The sequence below is a fragment of the Sphingopyxis granuli genome, from assembly GCF_001559015.1.
In the GTDB taxonomy this organism is placed as follows: domain Bacteria; phylum Pseudomonadota; class Alphaproteobacteria; order Sphingomonadales; family Sphingomonadaceae; genus Sphingopyxis; species Sphingopyxis granuli.
The window spans coordinates 315,060-327,777 of record NZ_CP012199.1 but is presented as its reverse complement, the minus strand read 5'-3'; the positions used below and the strand labels follow the sequence as shown (position 1 = coordinate 327,777).

The 12,718-nt window shown below is 65.6% G+C and carries 21 protein-coding genes; all 21 read right to left on the bottom strand.

Annotated features, from left to right (window positions below; all coding sequences use genetic code 11):
• Positions 1-2 precede the first annotated feature (2 nt).
• Entirely contained in the window at positions 3-695 is a 693-nt protein-coding gene (gene rpsE / locus SGRAN_RS01590; protein ID WP_076073401.1) for a 30S ribosomal protein S5, read from the bottom strand.
• A 2-nt stretch (positions 696-697) separates the two neighbouring features.
• Positions 698-1,051 (bottom strand): 50S ribosomal protein L18, encoded by a 354-nt coding sequence (gene rplR, locus SGRAN_RS01585; RefSeq protein WP_067108739.1) that lies wholly within the window; start codon positions 1,049-1,051, stop codon positions 698-700.
• 3 nt (positions 1,052-1,054) lie between these two features.
• Positions 1,055-1,588, bottom strand: a complete 534-nt coding sequence (gene rplF, locus SGRAN_RS01580; protein WP_067108742.1) for a 50S ribosomal protein L6 — start codon at positions 1,586-1,588, stop codon at positions 1,055-1,057.
• Entirely contained in the window at positions 1,588-1,992 is a 405-nt protein-coding gene (gene rpsH, locus SGRAN_RS01575) for a 30S ribosomal protein S8 (protein ID WP_067108750.1), read from the bottom strand. The genes rplF and rpsH overlap by 1 nt, the downstream gene beginning before the upstream one ends.
• Before the next feature lie 12 nt (positions 1,993-2,004).
• Positions 2,005-2,310 carry a 30S ribosomal protein S14 gene (gene rpsN / locus SGRAN_RS01570; protein ID WP_067108754.1) on the bottom strand — a complete coding sequence of 102 codons (306 nt, stop codon included), beginning with the start codon at positions 2,308-2,310 and terminating at the stop codon, positions 2,005-2,007.
• A gap of 50 nt (positions 2,311-2,360) precedes the next feature.
• The gene (rplE, locus tag SGRAN_RS01565) at positions 2,361-2,939 is read right to left on the bottom strand and encodes a 50S ribosomal protein L5 (RefSeq protein ID WP_067180140.1); all 579 of its coding nucleotides are present in this window, start codon (positions 2,937-2,939) and stop codon (positions 2,361-2,363) included.
• The gene (gene rplX / locus SGRAN_RS01560; protein ID WP_067108760.1) at positions 2,932-3,252 is read right to left on the bottom strand and encodes a 50S ribosomal protein L24; all 321 of its coding nucleotides are present in this window, start codon (positions 3,250-3,252) and stop codon (positions 2,932-2,934) included. Before rplX ends, rplE begins: the two co-directional genes overlap by 8 nt.
• Positions 3,253-3,254: 2 nt before the next feature.
• Entirely contained in the window at positions 3,255-3,623 is a 369-nt protein-coding gene (rplN, locus tag SGRAN_RS01555; protein WP_011543078.1) for a 50S ribosomal protein L14, read from the bottom strand.
• Positions 3,624-3,680: 57 nt separating this feature from the next.
• Complete coding sequence (rpsQ, locus tag SGRAN_RS01550) at positions 3,681-3,974, bottom strand: 30S ribosomal protein S17 (RefSeq protein ID WP_067180137.1); 294 nt, start codon at positions 3,972-3,974, stop codon at positions 3,681-3,683.
• 10 nt (positions 3,975-3,984) lie between these two features.
• Complete coding sequence (rpmC, locus tag SGRAN_RS01545; protein WP_067108764.1) at positions 3,985-4,191, bottom strand: 50S ribosomal protein L29; 207 nt, start codon at positions 4,189-4,191, stop codon at positions 3,985-3,987.
• Positions 4,192-4,196: 5 nt separating this feature from the next.
• Positions 4,197-4,628: a 50S ribosomal protein L16 gene (rplP, locus tag SGRAN_RS01540; RefSeq protein ID WP_067108766.1), complete on the bottom strand. Its 432-nt coding sequence runs from the start codon at positions 4,626-4,628 to the stop codon at positions 4,197-4,199.
• Positions 4,629-4,639: 11 nt separating this feature from the next.
• Positions 4,640-5,347 (bottom strand): 30S ribosomal protein S3, encoded by a 708-nt coding sequence (rpsC, locus tag SGRAN_RS01535; RefSeq protein ID WP_067180132.1) that lies wholly within the window; start codon positions 5,345-5,347, stop codon positions 4,640-4,642.
• 1 nt (position 5,348) lies between these two features.
• Positions 5,349-5,729, bottom strand: a complete 381-nt coding sequence (gene rplV / locus SGRAN_RS01530) for a 50S ribosomal protein L22 (RefSeq protein ID WP_067108769.1) — start codon at positions 5,727-5,729, stop codon at positions 5,349-5,351.
• On the bottom strand, positions 5,729-6,004 hold the full coding sequence (gene rpsS, locus SGRAN_RS01525) for a 30S ribosomal protein S19 (protein WP_003042215.1): 276 nt from the start codon (positions 6,002-6,004) through the stop codon (positions 5,729-5,731). Before rpsS ends, rplV begins: the two co-directional genes overlap by 1 nt.
• Positions 6,005-6,007: 3 nt before the next feature.
• Positions 6,008-6,844, bottom strand: coding sequence for a 50S ribosomal protein L2 (gene rplB / locus SGRAN_RS01520; RefSeq protein WP_067180130.1), 837 nt, complete (start codon positions 6,842-6,844; stop codon positions 6,008-6,010).
• 22 nt (positions 6,845-6,866) lie between these two features.
• Positions 6,867-7,175, bottom strand: coding sequence for a 50S ribosomal protein L23 (locus tag SGRAN_RS01515; protein WP_067108778.1), 309 nt, complete (start codon positions 7,173-7,175; stop codon positions 6,867-6,869).
• Positions 7,168-7,794, bottom strand: coding sequence for a 50S ribosomal protein L4 (rplD, locus tag SGRAN_RS01510; RefSeq protein WP_067180127.1), 627 nt, complete (start codon positions 7,792-7,794; stop codon positions 7,168-7,170). Before rplD ends, SGRAN_RS01515 begins: the two co-directional genes overlap by 8 nt.
• Positions 7,795-7,796: 2 nt before the next feature.
• The gene (rplC, locus tag SGRAN_RS01505; RefSeq protein ID WP_067180124.1) at positions 7,797-8,555 is read right to left on the bottom strand and encodes a 50S ribosomal protein L3; all 759 of its coding nucleotides are present in this window, start codon (positions 8,553-8,555) and stop codon (positions 7,797-7,799) included.
• A gap of 304 nt (positions 8,556-8,859) precedes the next feature.
• Entirely contained in the window at positions 8,860-9,171 is a 312-nt protein-coding gene (gene rpsJ / locus SGRAN_RS01500; protein WP_011543089.1) for a 30S ribosomal protein S10, read from the bottom strand.
• Between the two features lie 146 nt (positions 9,172-9,317).
• Positions 9,318-10,508: an elongation factor Tu gene (gene tuf, locus SGRAN_RS01495; protein ID WP_067180121.1), complete on the bottom strand. Its 1,191-nt coding sequence runs from the start codon at positions 10,506-10,508 to the stop codon at positions 9,318-9,320.
• Between the two features lie 121 nt (positions 10,509-10,629).
• Complete coding sequence (gene fusA / locus SGRAN_RS01490) at positions 10,630-12,702, bottom strand: elongation factor G (protein ID WP_067180118.1); 2,073 nt, start codon at positions 12,700-12,702, stop codon at positions 10,630-10,632.
• Positions 12,703-12,718: the final 16 nt, after the last annotated feature.

The window sequence follows — 12,718 nt, the reverse complement described above, 5'->3', positions numbered from 1 at the left end:
TCTTACTCCGTCACCGCCGCGGCTTCGGCCTCGGCCACGCGGTCGGCCGCGCCGCCCCGCTTGATCAGGTCCGAAACCTTCTTGCCGCGACGCTGCGCCACCGACTTGGGGCTGGTCTGTTCGCCCAGCGCCTCGAAGGTCGCGCGGATCATGTTATAGGGGTTCGAGGTGCCGACCGACTTGGTCACCACGTCGGCGACGCCCAGCGATTCGAACACGGCGCGCATCGGGCCGCCGGCGATGATGCCGGTCCCCGCGGGGGCCGAGCGCACCGTGACCTTGCCCGCGCCGAAATGGCCGCGGCCGTCATGGTGCAGCGTGCGGCCGTCGCGCAGCGGAACGCGGATCATCGCCTTCTTCGCGGCGGCGGTCGCCTTCGAGATCGCCTCGGGCACTTCGCGCGCCTTGCCATGGCCGAAACCGGCGCGGCCCTTGCCGTCGCCGACGACGACGAGCGCGGCGAAACCGAAGCGCTTGCCGCCCTTCACCGTCTTCGACACGCGGTTGATGTGGACGAGCTTCTCGATCAGCTCCTCGCCGCCGTCCTCGTCGCGCGGACGGCGATCGTCGCGGCGGCCACGGCCACCGTCACGACCCCCGCGACCGCCGTCGCGGCCGCCACGGCCACGGCGGGGAGCGCCGGTGTTTTCGGTCGTTTCGACCGCGCCTTCGACGTTCTGTACTTCGTCAGCCATGCTTAGAACTCCAATCCGCCTTCGCGCGCCGCGTCGGCCAGCGCCTTGATGCGCCCGTGGAACAGGAAGCCGCCACGGTCGAACACGACCTGCGTCACGCCCGCCTTCTTGGCGGCGTCGGCAAGGCGCTTGCCCACCTCGGCAGCGGCCTCCGCGGTCGCGCCGGTCTTGCCGCGCAGATCCTTGTCGAGCGTCGAGGCCGCGGCCAGCGTCTTGCCGGCGGCGTCATCGATGAGCTGCGCATAGATATGGCGGCCCGAACGGTGCACCGACAGGCGGGGACGCCCGGCGGCGCGCAGACGGAGCGCGGTGCGGACGCGCTGGCGACGTTTTTGGAAAGGGGTGAGATGTGCCATGGCTTACTTCTTCTTGCCTTCTTTGCGGAAGATGTACTCGCCGCGATACTTGATGCCCTTGCCCTTGTAGGGTTCGGGCTTGCGCCAGCGACGGATCTCCGCCGCGACCTGGCCGACCTTCTGCTTGTCGATGCCGCTGATCTCGATCGTCGTGTTGTCCGGCGTCTTGATCTCGATGCCCTCGGGCACCGCATAGTCGACATCGTGGCTGTAGCCGAGGTTCAGCTTCAGGTTCTTGCCCTGCGCGTTGGCGCGATAGCCGACGCCGGTGATCTCGAGGACCTTGGTGAAGCCCTCGGTCACGCCCGTGACCAGATTCTGGACCAGCGTGCGCTGCATGCCCCAGAAGGCCCGCGCTTCGCGGCTGTCGTTCGCCGGCTGCACCGAAATGCTGCCTTCGCCGACCTCATATTTGATGATGTCGGACAGCGGCATCGCCAGCGTGCCCTTGGGACCCTTGACCGACAGCGTGCCGCCATCGATCGCGGCGGTGACGCCGCTGGGAATCTCGACTGCCCTTTTACCGATGCGAGACATCAGAACACCTCCGCCAGCACTTCGCCGCCGACATTATGCTCGCGCGCCTCGGCATCCGACAGGACGCCGCGCGGGGTCGACACGATGGTGATGCCCAGGCCGTTGCGCACGATCGGCAGCTCTTTCGAGCCCGAATAGACGCGGCGGCCGGGCTTGGAAACGCGCGCCACATGGCGGATCGCGGGCTGGCCCTCGAAATATTTCAGCTCGATGCGCAGGCCCTTGTGCTGGCCCTTCGCGCCCAGTGCTTCCTCGCTGTAGCCACGGATATAGCCTTCGCGCTTCAGCACGTCGAGAACGCGGACACGCAGCGTCGAGGCAGGAGTCAGGACGCTGTCCTTCTTCGCCTGCTGGCCGTTGCGGATGCGGGTGAGCATATCACCCAAAGGATCGGTCATTGCCATCTTGCGTGTTCCTTACCAGCTCGACTTCACAACGCCGGGGATCAGGCCCTTGTTGGCCAGATCACGCAGCTGAACGCGGCACAGCCGGAATTTGCGATAATAGGCGCGCGGACGGCCGGTCAGCTCGCACCGGTTGCGGATGCGGGTCGGGTTGCCGTTGCGCGGAATCTCCGCCATCTTCAGGCGCGCGATCAGGCGCTCGCCATCGTCGAGCGAGGTGTCGGCCGCGATGGCCTTCAGCTTCGCGTAGCGACCGGCATATTTCTTCACCAGACGCTTGCGACGCTCGTTCTTGTTCACCGAACTCAGTTTCGCCATGACTTAAGTTCTCTTTCCTTATTGAGAGAGCACGGCCTGATCCCGCGGGATCAGGCGGCTTCCTTTTCCTTGGCCTCGATCGGGAAGGGGAAGCCGAACAGCCGGAGCAGTTCGCGGGCTTCGTCGTCCGTGCGGGCGGTGGTGGTCACGATCACGTCCATGCCGCGCACCGAATCGATGCGGTCATAGTTGATCTCGGGGAAGATGATCTGCTCTTTCAGGCCCATGGCATAATTGCCACGACCATCGAAGCTCTTCGGCGACACGCCGCGAAAGTCGCGGATGCGCGGCATCGCGATGGTGATCAGCCGGTCGAGGAATTCGTACATCCGCTCGCGGCGCAGCGTCACCTTGCAGCCGATCGGCATGCCTTCGCGCAGCTTGAAGCCGGCGATCGACTTCTTCGCCTTGGTGATCACGGGCTTCTGCCCCGCGATCAGCTCCATTTCCGAAGCGGCGGTATCGACCTTCTTCTTGTCCTGGACCGCGTCGCCCACGCCCATGTTGAGCGTGATTTTCTCGATCTTCGGCACTTCCATCGCATTCTTGTAACCGAACTTGTCGATCATCGCCTTGACGATGTTGTCGTCATAGAGCGACTTCATGCGCGGGGTATATTTGTCAGCCATTGATGGTCTCCCCGGACTTCACGGCCACGCGGACCTTCTTGCCGTCCTTGGTTTCGAAGCGGACACGCGTCGGCTTGCCCGACTTGGGGTCGGCGATCGCGACCTTGCTGACGTGCAGCGGCGCTTCCTTGCGTTCGAGGCCGCCCTGCGGGTTCGCCTGGCTCGGCTTGCGGTGGCGGGTGATGACGTTGACGCCCGCGACGACGACCTTGCCGTCCTTCGGCAGGCTCTGCGTCACTTCACCGGTCTTGCCCTTGTCCTTGCCGGACAGGACGACGACCGTGTCGCCCTTCTTGATCTTGGCCATCGACATGGTCAAAGCACCTCCGGCGCCAGGCTGATGATCTTCATATAGCCGCGGCCGCGCAGTTCGCGGACGACGGGGCCGAAGATACGGGTGCCGATCGGCTCCTCATTCTTGTTGACGAGCACGGCGGCGTTGCTGTCGAAACGGATCACCGATCCGTCGGCGCGGCGCACGTCCTTGGCGGTGCGGACGATGACGGCGCGATGCACGTCACCCTTCTTCACCTTGCCGCGCGGCTGCGCTTCCTTGATCGACACGACGATCACGTCGCCGACGCCGGCGGTGCGGCGCTTCGACCCGCCCAGCACCTTGATGCACTGGACGCGCTTCGCGCCGCTGTTGTCGGCGACTTCCAATTGTGACTGCATCTGGATCATCGATGCATTTCCTTCTTCCTTGGCCTACCGGGCCGTCCCGGCGGTTCCGTGAAACTCTTACGCCTCGACTTCGGCCGCGGGGGTCGAAGCGGGGGCCGCCTTCGCCTTGGTGGGGGTCTCGACCTTGTCGAGCACCTTCCAGGTCTTCAGCTTCGAAATCGGCTTCGTTTCCTCGATGCGGACGGTTTCGCCAGCCTTGAAGCTGTTGTCCTCATCGTGGGCGTGATACTTCTTCGAGCGGCGGATGATCTTGCCGTAGAGCGGGTGCTTGACCTTCCGCTCCACCTTCACCACGACGGTCTTGTCGCCCTTGTCGGACACCACCGTGCCGGTCAGAATGCGCTTCGGCATGACAGTCTCCTTACTTCGCGGCAGCCGCGCGGACGCGCGCGGTCTGCTCGGTCTTGATGCGGGCGATGGTGCGCCGCACGTCCTTGACCCGCGAGGCCTTTTCGAGCTGGCCGGTGGCGGCCTGGAAACGCAGGTTGAACGCCTCGCGCTTCAGCTCGCCCAGCTCTTCGGAGAGCTGGTCGTCGGTCTTCTTGGTCACGTCTTCACTCTTGGCCATGGCCCTCAGCCCTCCAGGTGCGAGGTGTCGCCGAGGCGGGCGACGACCTTGGTCTTGATCGGCAGCTTCATCGCCGCGCGCTCGAACGCCAGCGCGGCCACCGGGCCGGGGACGCCGTCGAGTTCGAACAGGATGCGGCCCGGCTTCACGCGCGCGGCCCAATATTCGGGCGCGCCCTTGCCCTTGCCCATACGGACTTCGGCGGGCTTCGACGACACGGGAAGGTCGGGGAAGACGCGGATCCACAGGCGGCCCTGGCGCTTGATCGCACGGCTGATCGCGCGGCGCGCCGCTTCGATCTGGCGGGCGGTGATGCGCTCCGGCTCCATCGCCTTCAGGCCATAGGAGCCGAAGTTCAGCGTCGTGCCGCCCTTGGCGAGGCCGTGGATGCGGCCCTTGAAGGCCTTGCGGAACTTGGTTTTCTTCGGTTGCAGCATGTCAGCAGTCCTTAGCGGCGTTCATCGCGCGCCGGGCGAACGCCCGACGTCTGCGCGTCGAGCATCAGCCGGTCGGTCGCCATCGGGTCGTGGCCGAGAATCTCGCCCTTGAAGATCCAGACCTTGATCCCGCACACGCCATAGGCGGTGTGGGCTTCGGCCTCGGCATAGTCGACGTTGGCGCGCAGCGTGTGCAGCGGTACGCGGCCCTCGCGATACCATTCGGTGCGCGCGATCTCGGCGCCGCCCAGACGGCCGGCGCAGTTGATACGGATGCCCTCGGCGCCGAGGCGCATCGCCGACTGCACCGCGCGCTTCATCGCGCGGCGGAAGGCGACACGGCGTTCGAGCTGGTCGGCGATGCCCTGCGCGACGAGCTTGGCGTCGACCTCGGGCTTGCGGATCTCGACGATGTTCAGCGACACGTCGCTGCCCGTCATCTCGCCCAGCTTCTTGCGCAGCTTCTCGATGTCGGCGCCCTTCTTGCCGATGATGACGCCCGGACGGGCGGCATAGATCGACACGCGGCACAGCTTCGCGGGACGCTCGATCACCACCTTCGAGATCGCGGCCTGCGGCAGCGACTTGAAGATGAACTTGCGGATCTCCAGATCCTCGACCAGCATGCGGCCATAGTCCTGCCCTTCGGCGAACCAGCGGCTGTCCCAGGTGCGGTTGACCTGCAGGCGCAGGCCGATCGGATTGCTCTTCTGGCCCATCTTACGCCTCTTCTTCCTGTTCGCGGACGACGATGCGGATGCGGCTGAACGGCTTTTCGATCCGGGTCGACTTGCCGCGGCCGCGCGCATGCCAGCGCTTCATCGTGAACGCCTTGCCGACGCTCGCTTCCTTGACGACGAGCGCGTCGACGTCGAGGTTGTGGTTGTTCTCGGCATTGGCGACGGCACTGGCGAGAACCTTGCGCACGTCGACCGCCATCGCCCGCTTCGAGAAAGCGAGGATGTTCATCGCGTCTTCGACGCGGCGGCCGCGGATCAGCGCAGCGACGAGGTTCAGCTTCTGCGCCGAGCCGCGAATCTGCGTGCCGACCGACAGCGCCTCATTGTCCGCAACGCGGCGGGGGGACTTTTCCTTGCCCATTAGCGTTTGCCCTTCTTGTCGGCCGCGTGGCCGGGGAAGAAGCGCGTCGGCGCAAATTCACCCAGCTTCATGCCGACCATGTCTTCATTGACCGACACCGGCACGAACTTGCGGCCGTTGTAGACGTTGAAGGTCAGCCCGACGAACTGCGGCAGGATGGTGGAGCGACGCGACCAGGTCTTGATCGGGGCAGAGCTGCCGCCGTCCTGGGCCGCTTCGGCTTTCTTGAGGAGATGAAGGTCGACGAACGGACCCTTCCAGACCGAGCGTGCCATGGCTTACCTCTTCTTCTTCGCGTGACGCGACCGGATGATCATCTTGTCGGTCGACTTGTTGTGGCGGGTGCGGGCGCCCTTGGTCGGCTTGCCCCACGGGGTGACCGGGTGGCGGCCGCCCGAGGTGCGGCCTTCGCCGCCGCCGTGCGGGTGGTCGACCGGGTTCTTCGCGACGCCGCGGGTCAGCGGACGCTTGCCGAGCCAGCGGCCGCGACCTGCCTTGGCGAGGTTCTGGTTGCCGTTGTCGGGGTTCGACACCGCGCCGACGGTGCCCATGCACTCGCCACGGATGTAGCGCTGCTCGCCCGAGCCGAGACGCACGATGACGAGACCGCGATCGCGGCCGACGACCTGCGCATAGGTGCCGGCCGAGCGGGCGATCTGGCCGCCCTTGCCCGGCTTCATCTCGATGTTGTGGACGATCGTGCCGACCGGCATCTGCGACAGTTCCATCGCATTGCCCGGCTTCACGTCGGTCTTCTTGCCCGCGACGATGGTGTCGCCGACGGCCAGGCGCTGCGGCGCCAGGATATAGGCGAGCGTGCCGTCCTGATACTTGACCAGCGCGATGAAGGCGGTGCGGTTCGGGTCGTATTCGAGCCGCTCGACGGTTGCCGGCATGTCCCACTTGCGACGCTTGAAGTCGATGAAGCGGTACTTCTGCTTGTGGCCGCCGGCAATGCCGCGCGAGGTGACATGGCCCTTGTTGTTGCGGCCGCCGGTCTTGCGCTTGCCTTCGGTCAGCGCCTTGACGGGCTTGCCCTTCCACAGCGACGACTTGTCGACGAGGATCAGGCCGCGCTGCGCGGGGCTGGTCGGATTATAATGCTTGAGTGCCATTTTCTTTGCCTTCCCCTGACGCTCAGACGCCCGAGGTGACGTCGATCGACTGGCCTTCGGCCAGGCGGACGACGGCCTTCTTCACGTCGCTGCGGGTGTAGGGCTTGCCCTTCCAGCGCTTGGTCTTGCCCTTGGTGACCAGCGTGTTGACGCTGAGCACCTTGACATCGAACAGCGCCTCGACGGCGGCCTTGATCGCCGGCTTGGTCGCGTCGTTGGCGACGCGGAAGACGACGGCGTCGTTCTCGCTGAGCAGCGTCGACTTCTCGGTGATCACCGGCGACAGGATCACGTCGTAGTGACGCGCATCGATGGTCTTTGCCTTAGCCATTGCAGCGGGCCTCCAGCTTTTCGACCGCCGCGCGGGTCAGGACCAGCGTGTCGGCACGGATGATGTCATAGACATTGGCCCCGATCGCCGGCAGCGCATCGACGCCGACGATGTTGGCCGAAGCCTGAACGAAGCTCTCATGCACGGCGTCGCCGTCGATGAAGAGCGCGCGGCCGCCAAGCTCCAGCTTGCCGAGCTTGCCGGCGAGCGCCTTGGTCTTGGCATCCTTGAGCTCGAGCGTGTCGAGAACGACGAGCTTGCCGCCCTTCGCCTTGTCGCTGAGCGCCATCTTCAGCCCGAGGGTGCGGATCTTCTTGTTCAGCGAATGGCCGAAGGTGCGGGCCCGCGGGCCGTGCGCCTTGCCGCCGCCGATGAAGATCGGCGCCTTGCGATCGCCGTGACGCGCGGTGCCGCCGCCCTTCTGGCGACCGAACTTCTTGCCGGTGCGGGCGACGTCGCTGCGCTCGCGGGCGGCGCGGGCGGGGCCACGGCGCTTCTCGAGCTGCCAGGCGACGACGCGGTGCAGGATGTCCGCACGCGCATCGACGCCGAAGACGTCGTCGTTGAGGTCGATGTCGGCGCCAGCCTTGCCATCGAGGGTCTGAACCTTGACCTTCATGATCAGGACTCCTGTGCGCCGTCGGCCGCGGGTGCTTCGACCGCTGCGTCCGCAGGGGTTTCAGCCGGGGCATTGTTGCTGTTCGCCGCGCTCTTGATGCCCGCCGGATAGGGGGCCTCGGGGTGGCGCGGCAGCTTCACCGCATCGCGGACGAGCAGCCAGCCGCCCTTCGAGCCCGGGACCGAGCCCTTGACGAAGAGGAGGCCGCGCTCGGCGTCGGTGCGGACGATTTCCAGATTCTGCTGGGTGCGGTTGCGCGCGCCCATGTGGCCGGCCATCTTCTTGTTCTTGAAGACGCGGCCCGGATCCTGGCGGTTGCCGGTCGAACCATGGGCACGGTGGCTGATCGAGACGCCGTGGCTGGCGCGCATGCCACCGAAGCCCCAGCGCTTCATCGCGCCGGCAAAGCCCTTGCCCTGCGTGACGCCCTGGATGTCGACGATCTGGCCGGCGACGAAATGGTCGGCCGACAGCTCGGCGCCGACGTCGAGCGTCGCGTCGTCGGCGACGCGGAATTCGACGAGCTTCGCCTTGGGCTCGACCTCGGCCTTGCCATAGGCGCCGCGCTGCGGCTTGGCGACGTTCTTCGCCTTCGCCGACCCGGCACCCAGTTGAACGGCCACATAGCCGTCGCGTTCCTTATCGCGCACGGAGACGACCTGGCAGCCTTCGAGGCTCAGGACGGTGACCGGCACGTGGCGGCCGTCGTCCTGAAACAGGCGGGTCATCCCCATTTTCTTCGCGATCACGCCAGTCCGCATGATCCATACTCCTAACAGAGGCCGGGCGGACCATTCCGCGCGGCTTGCGGGACCCCCTCGGAACACGTCCCGACGGAAACCCTCCCAGCCCGAAATTTCGATGCGTCGCCCCGTCCGGGCTGAGGTGCCGCCTGCCCCGGTGGGGTGGTGCGGCGAGACGGGGGACGCAGCCCGGTCTGGATGCTTCCGATGGAAGCGACCGGCGGTATCCACCCTATCGTCGGTCCGGATCGCTCCGGACGTGTGCCGGCGCCGTGGCGCCTGGCCGATAGAGACCCCGGATCGAGTCCGGGGCTGCGCTGGCTTATGCCAGCTTGATTTCGACGTTCACGCCCGCGGCGAGGTCGAGCTTCATCAGCGCATCGACCGTCTGCGGGGTGGGCTGCACGATGTCGAGCAGCCGCTTGTGGGTGCGCACCTCGAACTGCTCGCGCGACTTCTTGTCGATGTGCGGGCCGCGGTTCACGGTGAACTTCTCGATACGCGTCGGCAGCGGGATGGGACCGCGAATGAGGGCGCCCGTCCGACGCGCCGTGTCGGCGATGTCGGTGGTGGCCTGATCGAGCACGCGGTGATCAAAGGCCTTCAGGCGAATGCGAATATTCTGCGTTTCCATGACTGTTCCAGTCGAATCCCGTCTGACGATGCGAAAGAGCCGAAATGGCCTGTTCCGAGTCCCCGCGGGGAGACCGGAGAGGCCATCAAAACCTGTAAGCTACGAGCCGCGCGACTCGTCCGAATCGCGCGGCTCGCGGCCCTATATTACTTTGTGATCGACGCCACAACCCCTGCGCCGACCGTGCGGCCACCTTCGCGGATCGCGAAGCGCAGGCCCTGGTCCATGGCGATCGGGGCGATGAGCTTGACCGACAGCTGGACGTTGTCGCCCGGCATCACCATCTCGGTGCCCTCGGGGAGGATGACCTCGCCGGTGACGTCGGTGGTGCGGAAGTAGAACTGCGGACGATAGTTGGCGAAGAACGGCGTGTGACGGCCGCCTTCGTCCTTCGACAGCACATAGACTTCCGAGGTGAACTCGGTGTGCGGGGTGATCGAGCCGGGCTTCGCGAGGACCTGGCCGCGCTCCACCTCGTCACGGCCGACGCCGCGGATCAGCGCGCCGATGTTGTCGCCGGCCTCGCCCTGATCGAGCAGCTTGCGGAACATCTCGACGCCGGTGACGGTCGTCTTCTTGGTGTCCTTGATGCCGACGATCTCGACTTCCTCACCGACCTTGATGATGCCGGTCTCGACACGGCCGGTCACGACGGTGCCGCGGCCCGAGATCGAGAACACGTCCTCGATCGGCATCAGGAAGGGCTGGTCGACCGGACGTTCCGGCTGCGGGATCCAGCTGTCGACGGCTTCCATCAGCTTCAGGACGGCTTCCTTGCCGATGTTGTCGTCGCGGCCTTCGAGGGCGGCGAGCGCCGAACCCGCGATGATCGGAATATTGTCGCCGTCGAAGTCGCGCTTCGAAAGCTCTTCGCGGATTTCGAGCTCGACCAGCTCGAGCAGCTCGGGATCGTCGACCTGGTCGACCTTGTTCAGGAAGACGACCATGGTCGGAACGCCGACCTGCTTCGCGAGCAGGATGTGCTCCTTGGTCTGGGGCATCGGGCCGTCGGCGGCCGACACGACGAGGATCGCGCCGTCCATCTGCGCGGCGCCGGTGATCATGTTCTTCACATAGTCGGCGTGGCCCGGGCAGTCGACGTGCGCATAGTGGCGCGCATCGGTCTCATACTCGATGTGCGAGGTCGAGATGGTGATGCCGCGCTCGCGCTCTTCGGGCGCCTTGTCGATGTTGGCGAAATCGACCGCAGCGCCGCCGCCACGTTCCGAAAGAACCTTCGAGATCGCCGCGGTCAGCGAGGTCTTGCCATGGTCGACGTGACCGATGGTGCCGATGTTGCAGTGCGGCTTCGTCCGCTCAAATTTAGCCTTGGCCATGTTTCTTGAACCTTCTTGTTCGCGTGTTGAGTTGATCAGTCCCGGACGAGCCTGCCTGAATCAGGCGCCGCCCTTAGTAGGTCTTGCCGTGCGAGGCAACCCCCGCACGGCCGGCGGCCGGTCAGGCCATCTTCGCCTTCACTTCCTCGGCGACGTTCGTCGGCACTTCCTCATAGTGAGAGAATTGCATCGTGTACTGGGCACGACCCTGGGTGAAGCTGCGGAGCTGGTTGACGTAGCCGAACATGTTGGCGAGCGGCACCATCGCCTCGACCACCTGCGCGTTGCCGCGGGTGTCGGTGCCCTGGATCTGCCCGCGACGGCTGTTGAGGTCGCCGATCACGTCGCCCATGAATTCCTCGGGCGTCACCACCTCGACCTTCATCACCGGTTCGAGCAGCTTGATGCCGGCCTTCGCCGCCACCTCGCGCATCGCCGCGCGGCCGGCGATCTCGAACGCCAGCGCCGACGAGTCGACGTCGTGATAGGCGCCGTCGATCAGCTTGATGTCGAAGTCGATGATCGGGAAGCCGATCATGTGGCCGTTCTCCGCCGATTCGCGGAAGCCCTTCTCGACCGCCGGGATATATTCGCGCGGGATGTTGCCGCCCTTGATCTCGTCGGTGAAGGTGACGCCGCTGCCGCGCTCGCCCGGGGTGACCTGCACCTTGACGCGGCCGAACTGGCCCGAGCCGCCCGACTGCTTCTTGTGGGTGTAGTCAACCTCGACCGGCTTCGCGAGCGATTCGCGGTACGCCACCTGCGGCGCGCCGACGTTCGCCTCGACCTTGAACTCGCGCTTCATGCGATCGACGAGGATGTCGAGGTGAAGCTCGCCCATGCCCTTGATGATCGTCTGGCCCGATTCATGGTCGGTCGAGACGCGGAAGCTGGGGTCCTCGGCGGCCAGACGATTGAGCGCGACGCCCATCTTCTCCTGGTCGGCCTTGGTCTTGGGTTCGACCGACAGCTCGATCACCGGCTCGGGGAATTCCATGCGCTCGAGGATGATCGGCGCGTTCGAGGCGCAGATCGTGTCGCCCGTCGTGGTTTCCTTGAGGCCGGCGAGCGCGACGATGTCGCCCGCATAGGCTTCGTCGATGTCCTCGCGGCTGTTCGCATGCATCAGCAGCATGCGGCCGATCTTTTCCTTCTTGTCCTTGACCGAGTTCAGGTAGGTGCCCTTGCTCAGCGTGCCCGAATAGATGCGGGCGAAGGTCAGCGAGCCGACGAACGGATCGTTCATGATCTTGAACGCGAGCAGCGACAGCGGCGCCGAATCCGACGTCTCGCGCGTGTCGGGTTCGTCGTTCGCCGGGTTGATGCCCTGGACGTCGGGAATGTCGAGCGGGCTCGGCAGATAGTCGACAACCGCGTCGAGCAGCGCCTGCACGCCCTTGTTCTTGAACGACGAGCCGCACAGCACGGGGACGAACGCCTGCGCCAGCGTGCCCTTGCGGATCAGCGCCTTCAGCGTGGCGACGTCGGGAAGCGTGCCCTCGAGATAGGCTTCCATCGCCGCATCGTCCTGCTCGACGGCCAGTTCGATCAGCTTTTCGCGATATTCGGCGGCCTTGTCCTTCAGGTCGTCGGGAATCTCGATATATTCGAACTCGGCGCCCAGGCTCTCGTCCTTCCAGACGATGCCGCGCTCTTCGACGAGGTCGACGAGGCCGATGAAGTCGCTCTCCGCGCCGATCGGCAGGTAGAGCGGCGCCGGAACCGCGCCGAGGCGGTCGATGATCGTCTGGACGCAATAATAGAAGTTCGCGCCGGTACGGTCGAGCTTGTTGATGTAGCACATGCGCGGCACGCCGTATTTCTCGGCCTGGCGCCACACGGTTTCCGACTGCGGCTCGACGCCGGCAACGCCGTCGAACGCGGCGACCGCGCCGTCGAGGACGCGCAGGCTGCGCTCGACCTCGATGGTGAAGTCGACGTGGCCGGGGGTGTCGATGATGTTCAGCCGATGGTCGCGCCAGAAACAGGTGGTCGCGGCGGAGGTGATCGTGATGCCACGCTCCTGCTCCTGCTCCATCCAGTCCATCGTCGCGCTACCCTCGTGGGTTTCGCCGATCTTGTAGTTCTTGCCGGTGTAATAGAGGATGCGCTCGGTCGTCGTGGTCTTGCCGGCGTCGATGTGCGCCATGATACCGAAATTGCGATAGCGTTCGAGCGGATGGCTGCGGGCCATGGTCTTTTCCTTGGGT